22 protein-coding genes and 1 riboswitch are annotated in these 24394 nt (G+C 48.4%); of the genes, 12 read left to right on the top strand and 10 right to left on the bottom strand.

Annotated features, from left to right (window positions below; translation table 11 throughout):
* Positions 1 to 189: 189 nt before the first annotated feature.
* The gene (locus tag BWI97_RS05475; RefSeq protein ID WP_094809171.1) at positions 190 to 825 is read right to left on the bottom strand and encodes a DUF6624 domain-containing protein; all 636 of its coding nucleotides are present in this window, start codon (positions 823 to 825) and stop codon (positions 190 to 192) included.
* A 149-nt stretch (positions 826 to 974) separates the two neighbouring features.
* On the bottom strand, positions 975 to 2120 hold the full coding sequence (locus tag BWI97_RS05480) for a cysteine desulfurase family protein (protein WP_102200296.1): 1146 nt from the start codon (positions 2118 to 2120) through the stop codon (positions 975 to 977).
* 179 nt (positions 2121 to 2299) lie between these two features.
* Positions 2300 to 2400, bottom strand: a riboswitch (SAM riboswitch).
* Positions 2401 to 2738: 338 nt separating this feature from the next.
* Between BWI97_RS05480 and BWI97_RS05485 the strand changes: the two genes are divergently transcribed.
* Entirely contained in the window at positions 2739 to 2975 is a 237-nt protein-coding gene (locus BWI97_RS05485; RefSeq protein WP_094809173.1) for a hypothetical protein, read from the top strand.
* Between the two features lie 209 nt (positions 2976 to 3184).
* Here the strand turns inward: BWI97_RS05485 and BWI97_RS05490 are convergent, their stop codons facing one another.
* The 3 genes from BWI97_RS05490 to BWI97_RS05500 all read right to left on the bottom strand — a co-directional run bounded on the left by BWI97_RS05490 (position 3185) and on the right by BWI97_RS05500 (position 7092).
* Complete coding sequence (locus BWI97_RS05490; protein ID WP_102200297.1) at positions 3185 to 4189, bottom strand: NADP-dependent oxidoreductase; 1005 nt, start codon at positions 4187 to 4189, stop codon at positions 3185 to 3187.
* Positions 4190 to 4377: 188 nt separating this feature from the next.
* On the bottom strand, positions 4378 to 6537 hold the full coding sequence (locus BWI97_RS05495) for a molybdopterin cofactor-binding domain-containing protein (RefSeq protein WP_102200298.1): 2160 nt from the start codon (positions 6535 to 6537) through the stop codon (positions 4378 to 4380).
* A 45-nt stretch (positions 6538 to 6582) separates the two neighbouring features.
* Entirely contained in the window at positions 6583 to 7092 is a 510-nt protein-coding gene (locus BWI97_RS05500) for a (2Fe-2S)-binding protein (RefSeq protein ID WP_094809176.1), read from the bottom strand.
* A 265-nt stretch (positions 7093 to 7357) separates the two neighbouring features.
* On the opposite strand from BWI97_RS05500, the gene BWI97_RS05505 reads away from it, so the two are divergent.
* Positions 7358 to 9394: a M13 family metallopeptidase gene (locus BWI97_RS05505; RefSeq protein ID WP_102200299.1), complete on the top strand. Its 2037-nt coding sequence runs from the start codon at positions 7358 to 7360 to the stop codon at positions 9392 to 9394.
* Positions 9395 to 9576: 182 nt separating this feature from the next.
* Here the strand turns inward: BWI97_RS05505 and BWI97_RS28030 are convergent, their stop codons facing one another.
* Together BWI97_RS28030 and BWI97_RS05510 are read right to left on the bottom strand one after the other, a co-directional pair.
* The gene (locus tag BWI97_RS28030; protein ID WP_165795930.1) at positions 9577 to 9738 is read right to left on the bottom strand and encodes a hypothetical protein; all 162 of its coding nucleotides are present in this window, start codon (positions 9736 to 9738) and stop codon (positions 9577 to 9579) included.
* Positions 9739 to 9947: 209 nt separating this feature from the next.
* The gene (locus BWI97_RS05510; protein ID WP_094809178.1) at positions 9948 to 10460 is read right to left on the bottom strand and encodes a histidine phosphatase family protein; all 513 of its coding nucleotides are present in this window, start codon (positions 10458 to 10460) and stop codon (positions 9948 to 9950) included.
* Positions 10461 to 10693: 233 nt separating this feature from the next.
* Here BWI97_RS05510 and BWI97_RS05515 point away from each other — a divergent pair, with 233 nt between their 5' ends.
* The 7 genes from BWI97_RS05515 (at position 10694) to BWI97_RS05545 (ending at position 18884) form a co-directional block, all read left to right on the top strand.
* Positions 10694 to 12295 (top strand): peptide chain release factor 3, encoded by a 1602-nt coding sequence (locus BWI97_RS05515; protein ID WP_199181990.1) that lies wholly within the window; start codon positions 10694 to 10696, stop codon positions 12293 to 12295.
* Positions 12296 to 12516: 221 nt separating this feature from the next.
* Positions 12517 to 13149 (top strand): hypothetical protein, encoded by a 633-nt coding sequence (locus tag BWI97_RS05520; RefSeq protein WP_102200300.1) that lies wholly within the window; start codon positions 12517 to 12519, stop codon positions 13147 to 13149.
* A gap of 122 nt (positions 13150 to 13271) precedes the next feature.
* Positions 13272 to 14546 (top strand): cation:dicarboxylate symporter family transporter, encoded by a 1275-nt coding sequence (locus BWI97_RS05525; protein WP_102200301.1) that lies wholly within the window; start codon positions 13272 to 13274, stop codon positions 14544 to 14546.
* 97 nt (positions 14547 to 14643) lie between these two features.
* A complete protein-coding gene (locus tag BWI97_RS05530) occupies positions 14644 to 15123 on the top strand; it encodes a MarR family winged helix-turn-helix transcriptional regulator (RefSeq protein ID WP_094809180.1) in 480 nt (159 codons plus the stop codon).
* Positions 15124 to 15148: 25 nt separating this feature from the next.
* A complete protein-coding gene (locus BWI97_RS05535) occupies positions 15149 to 15619 on the top strand; it encodes a DUF2721 domain-containing protein (protein WP_094809181.1) in 471 nt (156 codons plus the stop codon).
* 36 nt (positions 15620 to 15655) lie between these two features.
* Positions 15656 to 18061: a 3-hydroxyacyl-CoA dehydrogenase/enoyl-CoA hydratase family protein gene (locus tag BWI97_RS05540; protein ID WP_102200302.1), complete on the top strand. Its 2406-nt coding sequence runs from the start codon at positions 15656 to 15658 to the stop codon at positions 18059 to 18061.
* 241 nt (positions 18062 to 18302) lie between these two features.
* On the top strand, positions 18303 to 18884 hold the full coding sequence (locus tag BWI97_RS05545; protein WP_094809183.1) for a DUF4142 domain-containing protein: 582 nt from the start codon (positions 18303 to 18305) through the stop codon (positions 18882 to 18884).
* Between the two features lie 132 nt (positions 18885 to 19016).
* Here BWI97_RS05545 and BWI97_RS05550 read toward each other — a convergent pair whose 3' ends face one another.
* Complete coding sequence (locus BWI97_RS05550) at positions 19017 to 19649, bottom strand: RNA-binding domain-containing protein (protein ID WP_102200303.1); 633 nt, start codon at positions 19647 to 19649, stop codon at positions 19017 to 19019.
* 125 nt (positions 19650 to 19774) lie between these two features.
* Positions 19775 to 20680, bottom strand: a complete 906-nt coding sequence (gene xerD / locus BWI97_RS05555; RefSeq protein WP_094809185.1) for a site-specific tyrosine recombinase XerD — start codon at positions 20678 to 20680, stop codon at positions 19775 to 19777.
* A gap of 179 nt (positions 20681 to 20859) precedes the next feature.
* On the opposite strand from xerD, the gene aroQ reads away from it, so the two are divergent.
* From aroQ to BWI97_RS05570, 3 genes are read left to right on the top strand one after another with little or no spacing between them, the layout of a single operon-like run.
* Complete coding sequence (aroQ, locus tag BWI97_RS05560) at positions 20860 to 21276, top strand: type II 3-dehydroquinate dehydratase (protein WP_102200304.1); 417 nt, start codon at positions 20860 to 20862, stop codon at positions 21274 to 21276.
* Positions 21277 to 21307: 31 nt separating this feature from the next.
* Positions 21308 to 22348 (top strand): aminotransferase class V-fold PLP-dependent enzyme, encoded by a 1041-nt coding sequence (locus BWI97_RS05565; RefSeq protein WP_102200305.1) that lies wholly within the window; start codon positions 21308 to 21310, stop codon positions 22346 to 22348.
* A gap of 31 nt (positions 22349 to 22379) precedes the next feature.
* Positions 22380 to 22952 carry a MarC family protein gene (locus BWI97_RS05570; RefSeq protein WP_102200306.1) on the top strand — a complete coding sequence of 191 codons (573 nt, stop codon included), beginning with the start codon at positions 22380 to 22382 and terminating at the stop codon, positions 22950 to 22952.
* Positions 22953 to 23023: 71 nt separating this feature from the next.
* On the opposite strand, the gene BWI97_RS05575 is transcribed toward BWI97_RS05570, so the two are convergent.
* Positions 23024 to 24238: a hypothetical protein gene (locus BWI97_RS05575; protein ID WP_146010875.1), complete on the bottom strand. Its 1215-nt coding sequence runs from the start codon at positions 24236 to 24238 to the stop codon at positions 23024 to 23026.
* Between the last annotated feature and the right edge of the window lie 156 nt (positions 24239 to 24394).

Consider the following 24394-nt stretch of genomic DNA (forward strand, 5'->3'; position numbering starts at 1 on the left):
ATTGAAGCTAAATAGACGTATAATTGTACAGATAGTAGAAGCTATTCCAGATAGCTTAATGAAGAGTAATAAGTGCATAAATGTTTTTTATTCTTCTGAGTACTTTTAAGCTTTTGAGAAATTAATAGATTGATAATATGTATTTTATGTACTATTTAGCCAGAATTTAAGAAAAGTAGATCGGTTACTTTAGTGGCCTGCCTTTTTTAACGAATCGTTTCGCTTCTTATGTTTATCAACATCCCAGTCAAAGCCCCAGGCTTTCGTATATACATCTAATGCAGGTAAGCCCATAAGAGCTCTTCGTTCGTCTACACGGTCAGGATCGACCAGGGGTTCTACGTAAAATTCTTTAGTAAGCGTATCCTGACCAATCTGAGTACCGTACAACTGTTTTCCGTTGCTTTCCAAACCGACCCGGTCTTCCAGATAAGCCAGATCAACGGATTCGGCCTTTTGTTCTCTCACCGCTTGCTGCATGAAAGGTAAGTAACGTTGCATAGTCGGCAGATTAGCGTGCTGAATAACCAGAAATAGGGTTTGGTTCGCTTCTCTTCCAATCTGCCTGGCACTTAGCCATCCATACCGGGTCAAGATGTCGCCTACCTCTTGTGCATGAATACTGTCTCTGGTAGCTACTTTTTTCCAGAAGTAAGTAGCTTGTGGTGAGTTATACCCGTATTGTTCAGCAATTGGAAAATGCTCTTCCCTCAACTGCTGATCCTCCTGTCGAATGGCAAGCAGGCGATTTTTGATGGAAGTATAGTCGGTAGTCTGGCCGTAACTATAGGCAGAAATAAGAAGAAAAAAGAATAGAAATTTCATGGAAAAAGGGTATTTGATTTACAAATCAAATACCCTTTTTCCATTCATAAAAATGGAATCAAAAGTTCAAGCGACGAATGCTTTAAGTATAAGAGCGAAAACTTAAAAAGCCTACTTTTTGTAACCTGGTAAATACAATTCCCAAATCGTTAAGACACTAAACTAACTTCCTCCGTTTGGTACAATTCCGTAAGAATGGTTAATGCGGTATCGATTTCCTGCCGGGTATTATCCGATCCGAAGGAAAACCGTACGTTTTCTTTCCCAAAGCTGGAGGGGATTTCCTGAAGTACGTGCGAGCCGCCCGCCAGATTGGAACAGGCACTGCCGCCAGAAACGGCAATTCCGCGAGCATCCAGGGCTTCGACCAGCGAACAGGGAGCATCCAGAATGGGGAAGGCGACATTAATCAGTCCGGGTAAGGTCTCGTCGATACTTTGACATCGACCATTGAACGTAACACCAGGAATATGATTCCGTAACCCACCAATGAACTGACGTTTCAGCGAATCCAGGTGAGCGATGTTCTGCTGTTGCTGGGTGATGGCCAGCTCCAATGCTTTGGTCAGACCCACAATACCTGGTACGTTTTCGGTGCCCCCGCGTTGGCCGCCTTCCTGTCCACCGCCACTGAGTAGGGCCGGTAAGCGATGACCCCGACGGGCGACCAGAAAGCCAACGCCTTTCGGACCACGAAATTTATGAGCTGAAGCCGTGGCGAAATCAATGGCGTTGAGGGCTACATGGACTTTGCCCAGGCTTTGAACGGTATCGGTATGAAAATAGGCTCCGTAGTGCTGGGTTAAGGCACCCACTTCTTCCAGATTCAGTAAGTTACCGAGCTCATTATTGGCGTGCATGAGGCTGACGAGTCCTTTGGGGTGCTTTTCCAGCCAGCGGGTCAGGTCGGGAATCGAAATCCGTCCCTGTTCGTCGAGTGCAACGTAATCAAGCTGAATTTGCCCCGCCTGCTCCAACTGCCGTAATGGTAAAAGAACGGCTTTATGTTCAATTTTTGAGGTCAGGACATGACGAATCCCATACTGCTGAATGCTGCTCTTGAGGGCAAAATTATCGGCCTCGGTACCCCCGGAAGTGAAGATGATTTCTTCGGGAGAAAGGGCCAGTAAATCAGCGATTTGATGACGACTGGACTGAAGCACACGTTTCGCCTCACGCCCTGCCCGGTGATTGGAGGATGGATTCCCGAAATGTTGCGTAAAATAGGGTAAAATCGTTTCCAGAACGGCTGGCGATAAAGACGTAGTAGCGGAGTTATCGAAATAAATAGACATGCGATGAAAAAGCTGATGAAGGTGAATGATCAGATGAAACGGTCAAACCCGTAGTGAATCCAGGAGCGACCAGACGTGACGGAAAATCACGTTCGTGACAAACGAGAAAACAGTGCTTAGCTTCGGAGGACGAAGCAGGCCGGTCCATTTTGAGTCGGGTGGAGTGCCATGCGGTATTGGGTTTATAGTTCCTAATGTGTTAGGCAGGTTAGCACTGATTCCATGTCGGAAAGTTGCTAAGGATTCGCAGAGCCTGTCTCTCCTCCTTTCTGTATAAGCCCCAACTACCCGTAGTAATTGAAGACGTTGCAAAGATACAGTTGAGAAAAAGTAGTAAACAAATAAAATCTATAGAAATTATAGATTAATAAATAAGTATGAGATTGTTTGACGTTTAAAGTGTTGAATAATAGTGTATTGTGTGGAATGTTGCTCTGCCGTTGTTGGTATTTAGCGTAGCGTAACCAACAACTTGTGTGCGAATATCTCGCTGCCATCCATGTAATGGTTAGTGTTTAACAAAACACCGACAACGGCGGGAGAAACAGATTTTAGTTAACAATACTTAGGAATCTGAAATGTTTTTCTACTTTAGCGACTCTATAAACCTGGTATAAAATGGAAAAATACCCGCTCGACTTTTTTGCTTTTTGTTTGCCTATCCTGGTGCTAATTGCTTTTTATGGCTTTGGCATTCAATGGCAGTATCTGGCTGGTATAGGTTTACCCCTAGCATGCGTGATCTACTATCTCAGGATGAAAGAGCAAAAGACCAATAAAAGTCAACAGATACTGGCAACTGTCGCTGGACTGTTGATCATTTTATCCATGTTGCTATTTTATTTAAATCGATGAGATTTTATTGCTAGCGTGATGGCTTCTGTAGAAAGTTGTGAATGACCCTAGCAGTAGAGGATAGTATAGCTTCCTTTACGAAGAGTAAGTAGCTAAGCAGTTGTATAACTATCATTTCACATGGCTTACAAAGAAGTATCTTATTGGTTAAGTTATTGGTAACATTTAATGAAAAGCGTAGCTAGATGAAAAAGTAACTTATAACTACTTTAAACCTGCATAATCAACTTCCTTCCTCTGGTTTGATTAGACTCCATGAGAAGATGAGCCTTTTGAACGGTTTCTACGCTTAGATTACCCAGGATGTGGATGGCAGGAGGAGTAAGCTCATGACGTTCAATTCGGTCAAACAATTCTTTCAAGGTTTTGCCGTAGTAATGAAGACAATCTTTCCTGAACGCGTGTGCGTAATTAGCAACGTGAATCACAGTGGTTGCCTTATCAAACAGTAATTCTCTGGCTTTTTCTGTGGTGAGAGATGTTACATCCACATACGTACCATAAACGTTAATCAGTTCAGCACAAATTTCGGATAAATAGCCGCCTACCAAATCCACCACATAGTCAAACGTTTCGCTGGTCGTCTTCTTACGGAGTGTAGATAGTAGATCCGCCTGACGATAGTTGATGATGTGATCCTCGGGTAAACCCAGCCCAACTAAATGTGAAAAGCTTTCTTCATTTCCGGCGGTTGTATAAACACGTTGACTTCCAGCCGCCAGCAGAAGTTTGATCAGGACGGTTCCTACACCGCCCGCCCCGCCTGCAATAAAAAGAGCCGCGTCTTCCGGTATGGAAATCCTTGTAAAGCATTGGTAAGCGGTCATGCCCGTCATGGGCAAGGCAGCCGCTTCTTCAAACGTTAGCCGTTCAGGGTTTTTGGCAATAAGCTCACGCGGAACGCTGATGTATTCGGCGTAGGTACCATTGGAAGCCAGACTGCCTACATAGGCAGTCACTTGATCACCTACGGTAAAGTCGGTCACGTCTTCATCCATCTGTACAATTTCACCAGACAATTCTCTACCGAGAATGCTTGATTTTAACAGTTTACTTTCAGTACCTCCCTGTCTCATTTGATAATCAATGGGATTGAAGGCCGTCGCTCGAATACGAATCAGAACCTCGCCCGCACCTGGGGAGGGCTTTTCTAGTTCTGCCAGCGTAAAATTTTCAACTCCTCCCAACTTTTTCAGGACAATGGCTTTCATCATAACTGTTTTAGCTAACGTGTAAAGGATCAATTGTGTCAGGTATTTTTCTTGCTAGATGCTCTAATAAATCTGCTAAACTTGATTCAATAAAAAAACGCTCTTCGAGACCTTTATCTCGAATGAGCGTTTGAAAAATGGGATTCAGCTAGAAAAAACGGGCCCTAAGACCCGTTTTTTCAATTACTTGATTACACCAATTCCAGCGGATACTTCCGTTGCCGTATCCCCGTCAGGTTAAACAGGGCGTTGGCGAGGGCCGGAGCGATGGGCGGTAAACCCGGTTCGCCCACGCCGCCGGGAGCTTCCTGATTGTCGATGATGTGGACTTCCATAACCGGCGTTTCGTTGATGCGGAGCACCGGATAATTATGGAAGTTCGTTTGTTCCACGGCTCCGTTGGCAAACGTAATCGGGCTTTTGATCGCCGCCGTCAGACCGTAAATGATGTTACTTTCGGTCTGGGCTTTGATGTTATCGGGGTTTACGGTCATGCCGCAGTCAATCACTGACACTACTTTTTCGATCTTCACGCCATCCGTCGTTTTCGCTACTGTAAACACGTGAGCACAGATCGTACTAAACGAACGGGCAATGGCTATTCCGCGAGCTTTTCCGGCGGGCAGCTTTTCCCGGTAACCGGATTTTTCCGCCGCCGTTTCCAGTACTTTCACAAAACGGGGGGAATCTTTCAGTAACTCCAGTCGCAAATCCAGCGGATCTTTGCCCGCCGCGTGAGCCAGCTCGTCCACGAAGGATTCGTGACCAAATACGTTCGTCGAAGCATACACTGAACGCCACCAGAGAATGGGCAGGTCGGTACTCGCATTGTGGTAGCTACGGCGAATATTCGGAATTTGAAGCGGACTGTCCTTCGGACCGATGCCTTCTTCAGCCCAGCCGTCGGCTTTACCCTTCAGGTCGGCTTTGAACACCTGCTTCTGAATTGATTCCGAAATGATTTTATGGTGAAAAGCCGTCACGTTGCCTTTCTCGTCGATACCACCTTCGAGTACACTCAACATGGCGGGACGGTACGGACCCTGACTCATATCATCTTCCCGCGTCCAGATGAGCTTCACGGGAGCGTTGACCTGTTTGGATAAAAACACAGCTTCTTTTACGAAGTCCAGATACGCTTTCCGGCCAAAAGCTCCGCCCAGAAACGTCACGTTGACTTTCACCTGTTCGGGTTTAAGGCCCAGGTACTGAGCCACTTCGCCAATGGCACCGTCGGGACCCTGTACGGGAGCCCAGATTTCCACTGAATCACCCTTAAACCAGGCCGTTGCGTTGACGGGTTCCATCGCGGCGTGAGCGGCAAAGGGCGTTTCATAGGTGGCCTGAACTTTCTTGGACGCTTCACCGTAGGCTTTGGCAAAATCGCCCGTATTGCCTGCGAAATCGCTGCCGTCTTTCTTAGCCAGCTCGTGCATTTGAGCCGAGAACTTTTCCGTCGATAAAGCCGCCTCGTTTACTGGTGCCCACTTGACCTTCAGTTTTTTCCGTCCCTGTACCGCTGCCCAGTAGTTCGTGGCCAGTACCGCTACGGTTTCAACGGTAGTATGGGGCATCGCCCGTTCGGCTTTCAGCACTTTTTTCACGCCGGGTACTTTCATCGTCGCCGTGGTATCAAACGAAGCCACTTTGCCATGGATAGCCGGACAGCGTTCGATGCTGGCGTACAACATGCCGGGTACTTCTACATCGATGCCAAACTGTGCCTGACCCGTTACCTTCAGCGGTACATCTGGCTTGGGAATGTTCTTGCCGAGTAATTTGAAGTCCTTGGGATCTTTCAGTTTGGGGTCTTTAGGTACGGGCAGTTGGGAAGCATCACCTACGAGTTCAGCGTAGGTAAAAGATTTTCCCGAAGGTTTGTGATAAACCTTCGCCTCCTGGGCATAACACTCGCTGACGGGTACCTGCCATTTGTTGGCTGCGGCCTGTACGAGCATTTCCTTCACCGCCGCACCGGCTTTCCGAAGGGGCATCCAGCGGGTACGAACGGAAGAACTACCGCCCGAAAGCTGGGAGCCGTATTTACCCTGACCGTTGGTCTGGCTGATATGAATCTGATCAAGTGATACTTCCAGTTCTTCCGCAATCAAAGCGGGCAGCGACTGGTACGTACCCTGCCCCATGTCGGGGCGGGGGTTTAGTAAGGTAATCTTTCCCGTATCGTCAATGAGGATATAGGGGCTGAATTCCAGACCGAGCGTAGTCTGAGGGATTTTATGAAGAACGACGTCTTCCGACTGAGCCGGAATCGAAAAACCCAGGGCGAGCAAAGCTCCGGCGGAGCCACTCGTTTTGAGGAAATTCCGGCGATTGATGTTGGATGTTTTCATTGCCTGAGGCGTAAAGAGTAAAACCGAACCGGGGAAAAAGGAACATTAACGATCCAGACTTGCCGTCTTTTTCGCAGCGGCGGGCTTGGCTTCCTGAATGGAATCCGCCGCCCGATGAATCGCTTTCCGAACCCGCTGGTAGGTTCCGCAGCGGCAAATGTTTCCCTGCATGTACAGGTCAATGTCCTCGTCGGTAGGCTTGGGCTTTTCTTTCAGCAGGGCTACTGCACTCATGATTTGCCCTGACTGGCAGTAACCGCACTGCGTCACCTGTTCGTCGATCCAGGCTTGTTGTACGACGTGCAGATGATCGGGCGTGCCGATGCCTTCGATAGTCGTAATTTTCTGTCCTTTCACGACCGATACCGGTGTGGAGCAGGAACGGATGGGTGAACCATTGAGGTGAACCGTACAGGCTCCGCACTGAGCCATGCCACAGCCAAATTTGGTGCCTTTCAGACCCACTACATCCCGGATGGCCCAGAGTAGGGGCATCTCAGGGTCTACGTCAATCGTATAGGCTTTGCCGTTGACGGTCAGTTTCGTTTGTGCCATGATGAAATGGTAAATAGGGATTTGCTCGCAGAAGTGTTTCAAAGATACGGATTAATTGCTCGCTACATCCATTGAAAATAAACCCGGACTGATGGAATTTTCACTGCTTCGTAGCTAGTAACAGCAGAATGCACAATCCCCATAAAGCAGGAAACCGAAAGGAAAGTTCAGGTAGATAAAATTCTCCAAATAGTCGCAAAAGCCTTATTAATCCCTGAAAATGTGCGAAATTTGAAAATTTGATTACCACATTTTATCAACACATATGAAAAAATACAACGCTCTGGTACTAGGGCTGGTGGCTTTGAGTACAGCCGCCTTCGTAGGCAAACCCAGTGACGATCCCAAACGAAAGGGACTGGACTTGTCAGGCATGGACCTGTCGGTAAGTCCCCGCGAAGATTTCTTCCTGTACGCAAACGGAGCCTGGCTGAAGAATACGGAAATTCCAGCTTCGGAGACGGGTTGGGGTTCGTTCAATATTCTGCGGGATGAAAACAACCGTCACATCCACGATATTCTGGAAGCGGCGGCGAAAAGCAAGGCCAAGAAAGGCAGTATCGAGCAACGCGTCGGCGATTTTTATGCATCCGGCATGGATACGGTAGCCATCGAAAAACGCGGTTACGAACCCATCAAGCCTATTTTGGCCGAGATTGACCGGATCAAGGATTACAAATCACTGCTGGCGTACTCGGCGGCTCATCCGCTGGAAGGGGGCGGAACGTTCCTGGGCATTGGCGTAGGAGCGGATGCGAAAAACCCCGATGCGTACATTGTCAGTATGCGGCAAACGGGTACGGGTCTTCCCGAAAAAGATTACTATACGAAGGACGACGCCGCGACTCAGAAAGTCCGTGAGGCCTACAAAAAATACATCAGCACGCTCTTTACGCTGACGGGTACGGAAGCCGCTCAGGCTCAGAAACTAGCCGAGGATATTCTGGCTCTGGAAACGAAAATTGCCGCTTCGCACCTGGGCCGGATCGAAATGCGGAATCCCATCGCTCAGTACAACAAATTCGCGACGAAGGATTTCGCAGCAAAAGTTCCCAACCTGGATCTGAGTGCCTTATTGACGACGCTGCGGATGAAAACCGATACGATCATCGTCGGTCAACCCAAATACTACGAATACCTGAATACCATGCTGCCCAACGAAAACATCGAAACGCTGAAGGCAAAGATGAAGTTTTCGGTCATAAGCGGAGCATCGGCGAACCTGAGCAGCCCTTTCGTAAACGCCAATTTTGAATACGTAGGCAAGACGCTGAACGGACAAAAAGTACAGCAGGACCGCTGGAAGCGTCTGTCAAGCCAGACCGACGGGATGCTGGGCGACTTACTGGGACAACTATACGTCGCGAAATACTTCAAGCCCGAATCCAAGAAACGCATGGACGAGCTGGTTGCAAACCTGCAAAAGGTATTCGAAACCCGCATCAAAGGCCTGGAGTGGATGACGGAAGAAACCAAGCAGGAAGCCCTGAAGAAGTTACATTCCTTCACGCCGAAAATCGGGTACCCGACGAAGTGGAAAAACTACGACGGTGTAGTAGTGAAACGCGATGATTACTTCGGAAACCTGAAAGCCCTGAGCAAGTGGCGGTACGAAGAGATGATCAACCGGCTGGGTAAACCCGTTGATAAAACGGAATGGGGCATGACGCCGCCCACCGTAAACGCTTACTACAGCCCCGTACGTAACGAAATCGCCTTCCCGGCGGGTATTCTACAATGGCCCTTCTTCGACCCCAATGCGGATGATGCCTTTAACTACGGAGCCATCGGAGCCGTCATCGGTCACGAAATGACGCACGGTTTCGACGATCAGGGCCGTCAATACAACTACATGGGCATGCTGAAAAACTGGTGGAAGAAAGAAGACGCCGACCAGTTCAAGCAACGGGCTCAGTTGGTAATCGACCAGTTTGATGGTTATACCGTACTCGACAACCTGCACGTAAAAGGTCAGTTGACGCTGGGTGAAAACCTGGCTGATTTGGGTGGTCTGTCGGTATCGTACGCGGCGTTCAAGACGTATACGAAACAAGGCAAGTCCAACGAGAAAATTGACGGTTTCACGCCCGATCAGCGTTTCTTCCTGGCCTTTGCCCAAATCTGGCGTACGAAAACCCGCGATGAAGCTCTGCGTCTTCGCGTAAATACGGACCCGCACTCACCCGGTGAATTCCGTACGAATGGTCCGCTGTCGAACTTCGAACCTTTTTACGAAGCCTTCGGTGTGAAACCCGGCGATAAAATGTACCGTCCGGATGACATTCGGGCAAAAATCTGGTAAGATTTATACAATTTACCTGAGCGAAACGGGGCTGACGTATGGTTAGCTCCGTTTTTGTTTGTAGGAGTATTGAAGGTAGCTGCGATTGTTGGTGATGACGGTGAACCCATGGGAAAGATACTTGCAAACAGGCTGTTGGTGACGCTACGCTAAACACCAATAATGCCGAAGGGCGGAGTAATTTACGATTTGGTACTATCCGGCGTAATGGGCAGGACGCGGTCGATTCCTTTCTTACGATTCCAGGGAGCGGTGGTCCGGCGGGCCATGTCGATGGTAAGCAGAATGACAATCAGGGTGAAAACCAGAAAGCCAAGGAAGAATATTTTTTTCTGACGACTCATAGCCCGGCAAAGGTACGACAAATGCCAGAACACTGTTCGCTGAATTAAAAAATGAACGTTTCGGGAAGGAATCGTTTATAAAAATTTTGACGGCTGTTACGCTTTTTCGCAAAGAAACGTATAGATTTAGGCCATACAAGAAACTACTATTCCCTTAACCGAAACAACCGGGTCTGACCAATCAGGTCAGACCCGGTGCTTTTATACCCTTACGAAATATCAAATCCCGCCAGTTTTTCCGGTGAATCGTAAAAGAGCAGGCGACCCGTACGACTGGAAACTTCCGCCCAATTCAGCTGCTCGAAAGCAATGGCTACTACACCGCAGGGAGGCACCGTACCCAGAATTTCATGACAGAGATACTCCGATAAATACGTAATGGAAGGATTATGCCCAACAATTACAGCCGAATGAACCGTTTCCGGAATGGCATTGATAGCCGCCAGATAGTATCGCGGGGCTCCTTCGTATAAATCTTCGATGAACTGTGTTTTTGCAAAATCAAAACCCAACTGTTCAGCCAGTACCTGAGCCGTCATTCGCGTACGCTCCGATGGACTACTGATAAGAACGTCGAGTTGAATGGGTTTTTCGTTCAGTAGGCGGCCCATGCGAGCGGCATCAATCAAACCCTGGGGCGTCAACGAACGCTGAAAATCGTAAGATGTACCTGCGGGCTGTTCGGCTTCGGCGTGGCGAACCAGATAAAGTAGTTTAGTCATTGAGGAAGTAGATAGCAATGTATCCAAACCTACGATATTTATGGAAGAAACAGAGTGGCCGTTGGATAAAATCGTGGGGAAAGCGGCAGAATCGCGAATAAACGCGGGAAATTGGCTAATTTTGTAGAACGGCTCAGCAAGAGCCGTTTTCCGTTTCCAAAACCAGGGAAACGTAGACCGCAGGAAAGAAAATTCGTTTTAATTTTTCCCGTAGCGGAGTCGATATTTTGATTATGAGCACCATCGAACAAGAAATTGCCAAACGCCGTACGTTTGGCATCATCTCTCACCCCGATGCCGGGAAAACGACCCTGACCGAAAAGCTGCTGCTGTTCGGAGGGGCCATCCAGACGGCAGGGGCGGTGAAGTCCAATAAAATTAAGAAAACAGCCACCTCCGATTTCATGGAAATTGAAAAGCAGCGGGGGATTTCGGTGGCTACGTCAGTCATGACGTTTGAATACGAAGGACTGAAAATTAACATTCTCGATACGCCGGGTCACAAAGACTTTGCTGAAGATACCTACCGTACCCTAACGGCCGTAGACTCGGTAATTCTGGTGATTGACTGCGTAAAGGGCGTCGAGGAGCAGACGGAACGGTTGATGGAAGTATGCCGCATGCGGAATACACCCGTGATCATTTTCGTCAATAAAATGGACCGGGAAGGACAGAATCCCTTCGATTTGCTCGACGAACTGGAACAGAAACTATTGATTAAAGTACGCCCGCTAACCTGGCCGATTAACATTGGTCAGAATTTCAAAGGGGTGTATAATCTGTACGATAAATCGCTGAACCTGTTTAGCGTAAACAAAACCCGGATCGAACGGGATATTGTAGCGATTGATGATCTGAGTTCGCCCCAGCTCGACGAACAGGTAGGCGAGCGGGATGCCAATCAACTGCGGGAAGATGTGGAGCTCATCGAAGGCGTATACGATACCTTCGACCGCGATGCGTACCTGCGGGCGGAAGTGGCTCCCGTATTCTTCGGATCGGCGGTCAATAACTTCGGGGTACAGGAATTGCTGGATACGTTCTGCGAAATTGCTCCGGCCACGCAGGAACGCCAGACGGACGTACGCATCATCGAGCCCACCGAGAAAAAATTCAGTGGATTCGTATTTAAGATTCACGCCAACCTCGACCCCAAGCACCGCGACCGGATTGCCTTCCTTCGCGTATGTTCGGGTACTTTCGAGCGGAATAAATTTTATCACCACGTACGGCTGGACAAAGGCGTACGGTTCTCGAATCCGTACAACTTCATGGCCCAGTCGAAAGACGTCATCGACGAAGCCTTTCCGGGGGATGTAGTAGGTTTGTACGATACCGGAAACTTTAAAATCGGGGATACGCTCACCGAAGGCGAGGATTTATTCTTCCAGGGTATTCCAAGTTTTTCACCGGAAATTTTCAAGGAACTCATCAACATGGATCCGCTGAAATCCAAGCAACTTGAAAAAGGTATTCAGCAGCTGACTGACGAAGGCGTAGCCCAGTTGTTCCTGATCCAGCCCGGTAACCGGAAGGTCGTAGGAACCGTAGGAGAACTCCAGTTTGAGGTGATTCAGTATCGTCTGGAGCACGAATATGGGGCCAAGTGCCGCTTCGATAACATGCCGATTTCAAAGGCTTGCTGGATTACGAGCGAGAATCCGTTGAAGTTGCAGGAGTATATTCGACTGAAAGGTCCGCAGATTGGCTACGATAAGGATGAACACCCGGTGTTCCTGGCCGAGTCGGAATGGATGCTGCGGATGAACATTCAGAATAATCCGGATATTAAATTCCACCTGACGTCAGAATTTAAGTTAGCCATGGAAGTCTGATCGGGTTAGTACTTAATTCTAGGGATACTATATAATTGCGAAAAGCGGGTTTCTGAATCAGAAATCCGCTTTTTGTATGATTTCAGGGCTTGAACGGACGTAAAGCGTGTTGGATGGGGTTGACAGAAATAGATTTAATTAATAATTTTGCGGTCACCATTGGAAAAACAGGGAGAAATCTCTAATTATGCCATGGAGTTCAACCTAAAAATTTATTTCAGATGAAAAAGTTTCATTTACTTGCGTCTGCCGTCGGCCTGATGGCACTTTCCCTTACTTCTTGCCAGCGTACCCAGTACACGACGTTCCAAAAGTCTACTGCACCTGCCGTTGAGCACGTAGCTCAAGCTCCTCAAGCTGCTCAATTACCCGCTCCTGTTGCTCAGGCACCAGTAGTTGCTCAGCCTTCGCTGATGGATGCCGTAGCTGAAGAAAAAGCTCCCGTAGCGGAAGCACCGGTAGCCGTAGCTTCTACGAAAAAGGCAGTCGTTGTCAACAAGAGAGCGGCGAAATTGATGAGCAAGATCTCGTTTCAGAAAAACGAACAAGGTCATGTGAACGTGGTAGCTCAGGCTGGAAAGAAATTAACTGCGGTTGAAAAACTTGTAGTTAAGAAAGTAAACAAACAGATTGTTAAAGCTGAAAAAGCTCAGGCGAAAGGTAATAAGCCTTTTTCTGAGTGGAATAAGTATCTCCGTATCGGGGTGATCCTTCTGGCTGGTGCCTTGATCCTTTCGATCATTGGTGCCGCTGTTGTATGGAACTCAGGCTTATGGATTCTCTCTTACCTGGCATGGTTAGCCGGCGTAGTCCTAACCGTATATGGTCTGGGTCTGGAATTAGCCTGGTGGTAATCGAATCGAATCTTTCGAACCATTGATCTCAAACCACAGCTCTCGGGCTGTGGTTTTTGCTTTATAAGGCTTTTAACGGCTAATTATTCGGTATCTTTCGCCCTAAGCCTTATTTATTGAGTATGAAACGCCTTTTTACCAACTTAACCTTCTGGGTCCTAACCGCCATTACCTTAGGTATTTTACTCGGCCACTTTGCCCCCGAGATTGCCCTTTACCCCATTTTGGATGAACCATTGAAAGGCCATTTTATGGGCCAGGAACTTAGCATCGGCAGTACCGTGAGTGAATTCCTGAGCGGCATTTTTATCAGTACCGTCAAACTATTCATCAATCCTATTATTTTCATCACCATTACGCTGGGAATTATCAGCATGGGCGATTTGAAAAAAGTCGGTAAAGTAGGAGCCAAAGCCCTGATTTACTTCGAAGTAGTTACCACTTTCGCCCTGATTATCGGCGTAGCCCTGGCTCAGATCTTACGGCCCGGCGACGGGGTCGTGACCAATCAGGTGAAGGGCGGTGATATCTCCAAATACACCAATACCGCCACCGATTTTAGCTGGTGGAAGTTTTTCGGCGACAATGTAACCTTGCAGGTATTACTCGTGGCGTTGATACTGGGATCTCTGCTCAGTAATTACTCGGGTCGCGAACGGGTGGTCAAAGCCCTGGCGTTTGTTTCCAAATACGTGTTCTGGGGTTTACACAAAGTCATGCTGCTGGCTCCGGTAGGGGCTTTTGGCGGGATGGCGTATACCATTAGCAAATACGGAATTCACACCCTCTTGCCCTTGGGTAAGCTGATGCTAACGGTGTACCTGACGATGGCCTGTTTCGTCTTTGGCGTACTCGGCCTCATTCTGCGTACCTACAAGCTCAGCATCTGGCAGTTTCTCAAGTACATTAAAGAAGAACTACTCATCGTACTCGGTACGTCTTCTTCCGAAGCAGCCCTGCCTTCCATCATGGAAAAACTCGAACGGATGGGTTGTTCCAAACCCGTCGTAGGGTTGGTAGTACCGGCGGGTTACTCATTCAATCTCGACGGTACAACGATTTATCTATCGATGGCGACCATTTTTCTGGCTCAGGTCTTTCATGTACACCTGAGCTGGGAACAGATTCTGACCATCATTGGCATTCTGATGGTCACTTCTAAAGGAGCCGCTGGCGTTACAGGAAGTGGCTTTGTCGTGCTAGCCTCCACGCTGACGGCGGTGAAGGTAATTCCGGTGGAAGGACTGGCCCTGTTGCTGGGCGTTGACCGCTTCATGTCGGAAGCCCGGGCTATTACGAATATCATTGGCAATGGCGTAGCGACCGTATGGATTGCCAATAATGAGAAAGAATTCGACCGTCTGAAAATGGAAGCCGCGATGAAAATTGAATCGTAAGGGCTACTTATTTAAGCTGTAAATCCTCAAAAGGAAATTTCGTATGCTTGCATAATAAATGCTTTTTTTTCAACTTTGAAGAAAACCGGAGCACGTTATGAAAGCTGAAAAAACCGTAGACTTCCACATCAAGACTGCCTGGTACGCAATCAGCCGGATGTACAATTCCAGTGCTGCCAAAGTGGATATGAGTATGGCGGTGGGGTATGTGTTATTGAACGTAGACAAAAATGGTACACCCGCAACCAAAATTGCTCCGCTCCTGGGCCTTGAACCGCGTTCGTTGACGCGTATGCTAAAGACGCTCGAGGAGAAGGGCTGGATTTACCGCCAGACCGACGCCGAGGATAAACGCGTCGTGAATGTGTTTCTGACCGAAGAAGGGAAGAAAAAACGGGACTTTGCCCGCGAAGGGGTTTTGGAGTTCAACGAAGCCATTCATCAGCGGGTAGGGGAAGAGAAATTACAGGTTTTCTTTGAAGTGATGCGGGAGATTCAGCGGGTCGTCGACGCTGAAAATATCAGCATGCGGGCGGAAGCTCTCAAAAACAAGGTATTTGGCGATACTACACTCTAACTCATTCTGATCGTTCAGCCGTTTTATGGAATTAACCTTATCCACGCCAGCACTTTTGTTTTCAACGGCATCGCTGCTGCTGCTCGGATTTACGAATCGTTTTACCGCTACGGCTAAAGTCATTCGGGATTTGCACGCCGAGTACCGCGTGGATCCCAAGTCCATGAATAACATTATTCTCATCGAACAGATTCGCTCGCTGCAGTTCCGGGTTTTACTGATTCGGAATATGCAATTTCTAGGTGTTAGTAGCCTGTTCCTGAGTATTTTATGTATGATTTTTATTTATCTCGAATATCAGGTAGCGGCGGGCTGGATTTTTGGTATTGCCCTGTTTTTACAGGCGGGAGCCTTGGCGATTTCTGTCTTCGAGATTACCATTTCCATCGAAGCCCTCAAGATTGAACTTTCGGATATGGAACACGTCCTCGGTCAGCAGTCAACTGTACGACGATTACGCGATGTACTCCGCTGGATCAATCGGAAGAAACGCTGATTCATCTGCTAAAAACCTAATCACTTACCTCAGACCATGAATCGTTCGATAAAAAAAGTTGCCGTACTGGGTTCAGGTATTATGGGTTCCCGTATTGCCTGCCACTTTGCTAATGTGGGTTGTCAGGTGCTTCTACTCGACATCGTACCCAAAGAAATTACTGCGGCTGAAGCAGCCAAAGGCCTTACCCTAGATTCCAAAGTCGTTCGAAACCGGCTGGTTAGCGAAGCGTTCCAAAACACACTCAAAGCCAATCCGGCCCCACTTTATAGTAAATCTTTTGCCAGCCGGATTACGCTGGGAAACTTCGAGGATGATTTTGTTAAAATCAAAGAGTACGACTGGGTGATTGAAGTAGTAGTCGAACGCCTGGATGTCAAAAAAAGCATTTTCGAGAAAGTAGATACCTTGCGTAAGCCCGGTACCCTGGTTACTTCAAACACCTCGGGTATTCCCATTCACCTGATGGCCGAAGGGCGGAGTGAAGACTTCCGGAAGAATTTCTGCGGTACGCACTTTTTCAATCCACCCCGCTATCTCAAGCTGCTGGAAATCATTCCTACGCCCGAAACGGACCCGGAAGTGGTTGATTTCCTGTTGCACTACGGCGATTTGTACCTGGGGAAAACGACCGTTCTCGCCAAGGATACACCGGCCTTTATTGCCAACCGCGTCGGAATTTATGCCCTCATCCAGAGTATTCGGGCGACGGAAAAACTGGGATTGAGTATCGAAGAAGTAGACAAGCTGACGGCAGATATTATCGGTCGTCCGAAGTCCGGTACCTTCCGTTTGTCCGATGTCGTGGGATTGGATACGACCGTTCACGTCGCCACTAATTTGTACCAGACACTTACGGAAGACGAATCGAGAGAAGCCTTTCTACTGCCCGATTCGATTCAGAAGCTGATGGAAAATAAGTGGCTGGGCGATAAGACGGGTCAGGGTTTCTATAAAAAAATCAAAGATGAGCAGGGGAAATCGGTTATTCTCGCTCTAGATCTGAAAACGTTCGAGTATCAGCCTTCGCAGAAAATCAAGTTGGGCATCATTGATACGCTCAAGAAGCTTCCTACGCTGGCCGAACGCTTTCCCGCCGCTCTGGCCGATAGCAGTAAAGCCGGTGACTTTTACCGGACGACCTTCGCCGATACGTTTCGTTACGTCACGTATCGGATTCCCGAAATTGCTGACGAACTCTATAAAATTGACGAGGCAATCAAAGCCGGTTTTGGCTGGCAACTGGGCCTGTTTGAGACTTGGGACGCGATTGGACTGGCGAAAGGCATTGAGCTGATCGAAAGTCAGGGGCAAAAACCGGCCGACTGGGTGTATGCCATGCGGGATGCCGGGCATACGCAGTTTTATACAATTGAAAAGGGTCGCCGTTATTATTACGACTTATCTAGTCAAAAGTATCAGGTTATTCCGGGACAAGAAGGTTTTATTATCCTGAATAACTTACGGGGTAGCCAGGAAGTATGGAGTAATCCGGAAGCGACCATTTTCGATCTGGGCGATGGCATTCTGGGTCTGGAAGCCCGTTCGAAGATGAATACGTTTGGTCCTCACGTAATCGAAGCCCTGTCAAAGGCGATTTCACTGGCTGAACAGAGCTATCAGGGCCTGGTGATTGGGAACGACTCGCACGAGGCTTTTTCCGCAGGGGCGAATCTGGCCATGCTTTTCATGTACAGTATTCAGCAGGAGTGGGACGAAGTCAACCTGATGATTGCCCAGTTCCAGAAAGCCATGATGCGGGTCCGGTACTCCTCCGTGCCGGTCGTAGTGGCTCCGCATACGCTGGCCCTGGGTGGTGGTTGCGAAATCAACCTCCATGCCGACCGCGTAGTAGCCGCAGCTGAAACGTATATGGGACTGGTAGAAGTAGGCGTTGGCGTGATTCCAGCGGGTGGCGGTACCAAGGAAATGGCCCTCCGCTGTTCGGATTTATACCAGTCGGGCGATCCTGAACTCAATATTCTTCAGAACGCATTCATGAACATCGCTACGGCGAAAGTATCTACCTCCGCTCAGGAAGCGTTGGAAATGAATTACCTGCGGCCGGGTGATCAGATTGTACTCAACCGTTCGCGATTGATCGCCGAAGCCAAAGAAGCCGCTTTGGAATTAGCGAATGCCGGCTATACGCAGGCTCCGCAACGCAGTGACATCAAAGTACAGGGCCGGGCGGGAATTGCCCTTTTTGAAGCAGGGATTGCCCAGATGCGAATGGCTAATTACATCTCCGACCACGACAAAAAGATTGCTCAAAAGCTGGCCTACGTTATCTGTGGAGGCGACCTGAGTTATCCGCAACTGGTGACGGAACAGTACCTGCTGGATTTGGAACGGGAAGCGTTCCTGAGTCTTTGTGGCGAACGTAAAACGTTAGAGCGGATGCAAGGCTTACTAACCGGAGGCAAACCACCCCGCAACTAGCTAAGTGCTCTATTCATGCACCTTTCCCCAAGAATAGTTTTGGGGAAAGGCTGCATTATTTTTTATACACTGAAAAGGGCCTGCTAAGAAAGTGCGGAAAAAATTCCTCTTGATTCTAGTTTGTTTAGTAACTAAGGGTCTTTTGTTTGTACTATCCCAAGTCGGGTACAAGATTTTTAGAAGTTTTTAAGCATTCAAACAATCAACCGGAGGAAACTTCCTCAAAAATTGCTACACGACTATGAAAAAGGTAACTATGTTATGTATGCTGGCGGCTAGTGCACTGGCATTCCAGGCTTGTAATGAATCGAAATCAGATAAGGCTTCAGAAGAGCACGCAGAAGCAGCGACTGATCAAGCAAAAGAAATGAACGACAGCCTGCAAACGGTTGACGAAAAAGACGCTCAATTTGCGATGAAAGCCGCCGGTGGTGGTATGTACGAAGTAGAAGTGGCTAAACTGGCCGAGCAGAAAGCCAGTAACGCTAAAGTAAAAGAATTTGCCGCGATGATGATCAAAGATCACGGTAAAGCAAACGAAGAACTGATGTCACTGGCTTCAGCCAAAGGCATCACCTTACCCGCAACGATGGATGAAGACCATCAGAAGCATTATAATGATCTGAAAAAACTTTCGGGTAAAGATTTCGATAAGAAATACGTAGAACTGATGAAAGACGATCATGATAAAGATCAATCGTTATTTAATACGCAGGCTACTGAAGGAAAAGATGCCGAGCTGAAAGAATTTGCCACGAAAACTTCGGGCGTCATTCAGCAGCACCTGAACCATATCAAACAGATTAGTGAAAGCATGAAATAATTCAGCTTGACTAGGATGAAAATACAAAAAGCGGGTACGAAACACGTTCGTACCCGCTTTTTGTATTTTCATAAAGTTTTGATCCTTAACGCATAAACTCATTGTTTTTCAAGGAGTCGTCGCAACTGGCATCTATTTGCGAATGGTATACGTCTTCGGATGTTGTTTATCCAGTACCAGCAGTAAGCCTTCGCGGGTAAGTTGTTGTAATAGTTTATCGGCCCGGTATTCCGAGATATTGACGAGTTGGGCAAATTGCTTGGCGGCAATCTGCTCGTTCTTTTTCAGGTGGGCCAGCAGTCGTTTAACATTGTGTTGTTGTAGTAACTCCGGCGAAATGTCGTGCGTTTCCTGTAACCATTTCTCCATCTGTTTGCTGGCCGGTACGGATTTATCGCGGGCCCGTACGTACACCTGCCACTGTCCCTGCGGATCTTTGGCTTGATGAGGCTTATCTTCGCTTTCATCTACGCGGGCAATCAGCACCAGGCGTTCGTCGTGCTGTACCATTTGGTAACGAACCAGTACGCCCGGCTGGACAAATAAATCAGAAGCAGCTTCCAGTTTTTGTACGACATCTTTCTCCGAATCAACGCCTTTGACCGTGCGATCATCATCGATTCCGATTACCAGCCAGCCACCCGAGGTATTGGCAAAAGCGGCCAGGGTTTTAGCGATACGGCCGGGAGCCTCAATCGTGCGTTTGAATTCAAGCGTGGAGCTTTCAGTTTGACTAAGTAAATCGTTTAGGGTCGGAAATGCCATTCAGAAATTGATAGAGTGGATAAGTGTCGGGGAAAAAGTACGCCCGTTTGCTCTCGTTTATTTAACAGTTAAGATACGACTTCCGTTCTACATTTTTATACGGGAAAGCCTAAAAAATCGCCGCCTCAACGGCCCCGAGGATGATATTCCGTGATAACCGTTTTGAGATAATCCCGATCCAGGTGCGTATAGATTTCGGTCGTCGTGATGGATTCATGCCCGAGCATTTCCTGTACTGCCCGCAAGTCGGCTCCGCCTTCAATCAAGTGCGTAGCAAAACTATGGCGGAAGGTGTGCGGCGAAATATTCTTTTGCAGACCAATTTTAGCCGCCAGGTCTTTGATAATAATAAAAACCATGATTCGGGTTAAATACTTACCCCGGCGATTCAGGAATACAATATCCTCCGAACCCTTTTGAATATTCTGGTGACGGCGTATTTCGTCCAGATAAATCTGCGTGTACTTGATGGCATCACGACCCACGGGAATCAGGCGGGTTTTGCCTCCCTTACCAAAAACGCGAATGAAGCCAATGTCGAAGTACAATTCACTGACTTTCAAAGCGATCAATTCCGAAACGCGTAGGCCACACCCGTACAGAATCTCCAGAATGGCCCGGTTTCGGGTACCTTCGGGTGTCGACAGGTCGATGGCCGCCAGCAGGGCTTCCACTTCGGGGAAACTCAGGGTATCGGGCAGTTTACGACCCAACTTCGGCGACTCAATGAGCGAAGCCGGATCCGTAGGAATGACCTGCTCCAGCAATAGAAAACGGAAAAAAGCCTTGAGTCCCGATAACATCCGGGCCTGTGAGGTAGAGGCAATGCCCAGTTCACCCAGGTAATACAGAAAATCGAGTAGGTGAGCATCCGTAATGGAACCCGGCGGCAGTTTGTCCTGTCCGGAGAGCGACAGGTACTGCACCAGTTTTTCGGCGTCGTGTAAATAGGCTTCCACCGAGTTTTCGGACAGCGAACGTTCGAGCGTCAGGTAAGATTTAAAGTTTTTAAGATAGCTTTGCCACTGCATTGCGTACTGATAAATCGGCGGAGGTTCCGAATGAGAAATCCGCGTATGGATAGTATTTTTCTGAAAGATACACCACTGAAGGACGGTTTCCGTCGCCGTGGGTAAAGAACTTGCGATTCGGGCGATGACCACCTGTAAACCTAAACGATTCCCGTTACATCCTTAAACTTCATTCTTCCTTGAAACGCATCCTGATTCTCAACGGACCTAATCTGAATTTACTCGGACGTCGCGAGCCCGAAGTATACGGCTCGCAGACTTTTGAAACGTATTTTGAAACGCTTATCGCTCTTTTCCCGGAACTGGATCTGGCGTATTTTCAGTCCAATCACGAAGGAGCCATTCTGGATAAACTACACGAAGTCGGTTTTTCGTACGACGGCATCGTGCTCAACGCTGGAGCCTACACGCATACCAGTGTAGCCATTGCTGATGCCATTTCGGGCATTACGACCCCCGTCATTGAAGTGCATATTTCCAACGTCCACGCCCGCGAGGCTTTTCGGCATCACAGTTTTATCAGTCCGAAAGCGGCTGGTATCATCGTTGGTTTCGGACTCAAAGGCTACGAGCTGGCGTTGCGGTCGTTTCTGTAATTGATTCTATTCACTTCAATCGTCGGTTACCATGATTTCCTTTTATCCCGGTCCTTCCCAAGTCTATCCACAGGTGGCTCAGTACCTACAGGACGCCTTCGATTCCGGCATTCTGAGCGTGAATCACCGCAGTGCAGCCGCCATGGAACTGGTCAGAGAGACCTATCGACTCCTGCACGAAAAGCTGGATATTCCTGCGGACTACGCTATTGCGTTCGTATCCTCCGCCACGGAATGCTGGGAAATCATTGCTCAATCCCTCACGACCCGGCAATCGCTGCACGCGTACAATGGAGCCTTTGGGCAGAAGTGGGCCGAGTACACGCAGAAGTTAGGTCTGAACGTAGTCCATCAGCCTTTTGGTTTGAATGAAGTACTTTCACTGACGACTGAGGCAGAAACCATTTGTCTGACGCAGAATGAAACGTCTAACGGTACGCAGGTGACGAACAGCACCCTGCGGAAAATCCGGGAAGCGGTACCGAATGCCCTGTTGGCCGTTGATGCGACGTCATCCATGGCGGGTGTAGCGTTCGACTGGACTGCGGCCGACGTGTGGTTTGCTTCCGTACAGAAATGCTTCGGGTTGCCAGCGGGCATGGGTTTGCTCGTCTACGGACCCCGGGCTGTGGAGCGGGCACGGTCAATCAACGAGCGAAATCATTACAACAGCCTCTTGTTTATCGACGAAAATGTGCGGAAATTTCAAACGCATTATACGCCGAATGTGCTGAACATCTATCTGCTCAAGCGGGTACTCGAACAGGTGCCACCCATTCAGACGGTAGCGGCTGCCTTGCAGAAACGGGCTCAGCGTCTGGCTACCTTTTTCGAGAAAGAAACTTCTTGGCAACTGCTCGTCGCCAACGCTGCAGTACGTTCGGACACCGTCCTGGCGATTACGGGAACGATTCCGCAGATTGAACAGATCAAGCAGACCGCCAAAACCCGACAGATTACCCTGGGAAACGGCTACGGCGACTGGAAAGAAACGACCTTCCGTATTGCCAATTTCCCGGCCATCAGCGATGCTGATTTTACGACCCTACGGGCCTTTCTAACCGAAGCGTAGTACCGATTCTAACACCGAAACCATCTGATGTATGCATTTCAACTTTAAGGAAGTTTTATCAGTAACCTTAGTCTTATTTTCGGTCATCGACATTCTGGGAGCCATTCCCATTATTCTGGATATACGGAAGAAAATTGGCGACATTCACGCGGCTACTACAACCCTGGTTTCGGGCGGAATTATGATTGCCTTTCTATACATCGGAAAATCCATTCTGAATCTTTTTGGCGTGGATGTGCAGTCCTTTGCCGTCGCGGGTGCCCTGATCATTTTTCTGATCGGTCTGGAAATGACCTTGGGACGAAGCATTTTTAAAAGTACGGATGTTCAGCCCCGAGCGGCATCCATTGTGCCATTGGCCTTTCCCATCATTGCCGGAGCAGGTACCATGACCACCATTCTTTCGCTCAAAGCCCAGTACGCCGAGATCAATATTTTGGTGGGGATTTTTGTCAACCTTGGGCTGATTTTCCTGGTACTGAAATCTTCTACCTGGATTGAAAAGAAGATTGGGGCCACGGGTACCGGCATCCTGGAGAAAATATTCGGGGTTATTCTGCTAGCGATCGCCATTAAACTATTCCGGACGAATTTGGGCGTTTAAGCAAATTTTAAAACAAGAAAAGGCGGTGGAATTTTATTCCACCGCCTTTTTTATATCCTTCCCCGACAACCTTATCGTCCGGGGAAATACCGTAAGGAAAGGGAAGCGTTACTGATCTGGTACGAAGGATCAATCGTAAAGGCATAAATCGTGCTCTTTGAAACCGTATTCCCCGTAGTTACTTCCTGCTGCGTAGCCGTAAAGCCGTTCAGATCCAGAATCCCAACCAAAGCAGCCAGGGCCCAGCGTTGCGTAAGCTGATACTGAATGCCGGGGCGGAAGGTGGGTTTGGCGTAATAAGTCGTCTGCGTGTTGGATTGTACGGAGTTGAGTTCGGTCTTCATCTGAACGTATCCCAGGGCTATCCCACCATCCAGCAATACCGTCCACTTGCCCGCTACGGGCCAGTATTGTTCCGCGTAGGGGCGTACACTGGCTCCCCAGTTGGTATAGTCCGCATTCCCCTGATCGACACCTGTACCGTAGGAACCGCTCACGCTAATTCCCAGTAATCGGCGGGGCGTTACAAATTTTCCGGCCGCAAATCCGATTCCAAGGTTGGTGGTATTTGAACGAGCCGATACCTGCTGAACTGAAAGATCACCCGCCAGATACGTTTGCCCTACTTCGTACAAAGACTGTTGCGGAGCGGGCTCAAAGGGCGAGGAGGTCTCCCCGAAATAGTGAGCCAGCCCAATTCGGAAGGTATTGAATCCGAGCGATCCATTGACTTTCACATCGGTATACACTTTTTCACCCCGGGCCGATGCGTGTGATACGCCTATGTTGGCCAGACTGGCGGTTGCTTCCCAGGCCCAGTTTTTCTTGTAGAAATAAGTTAGGCCCAGATCCAGCGAAGCTCCGATTGAAAAAGTGTTTTGCGTCGTTTCACCGTCGTTGAACGTAGGTGAATACAAACCTCCGGCCTTTCCCTGAGCGAAGAGCCGGACGCGTTCGGAAGGAACAATGTAACGACGGTATACGTAGTGAGCAGATAGGGAAGGCGTCGTTTCGGCGTAATCAATCTGATTGATGCGTTCGTGCGTGGCCCCTAGACCAATGCTCCAGCCCTGAGCGATGTTGTCACGGGTGAATTTCCCGCGGGTCATCTGCAGGTTAAGGCCGTACGTCTGGCGTTTGGTTTCGGGCGTTAAGCTGGAGGATGTATTATCGAATCGCAAATTCAAATCGCCCGTAAAACTCATAAAGCGGTTGCCCTGGGTGGTTTGTGCAAATAGCGAAACGGAGCATAAACAGAAGAAGATTACCGTAAGAAGTTGTTTCATAGATAGTTATCGAGTGATACGCTCGGAAGACAGCAAAAATCGTGAGCCGGCTCTTGTCAAAAGTAGAGGTTTATCGCTAGAAAAGACCTAGAAAGCCAAAAGACCCGCTCTAGGCTAGAACGGGTCTGGTAGGGAGAAAGTTATAATTTTCTTACG

The organism is Siphonobacter sp. BAB-5405, from assembly GCF_002872335.1.
Taxonomy (GTDB): Bacteria; Bacteroidota; Bacteroidia; order Cytophagales; family Spirosomataceae; genus Siphonobacter.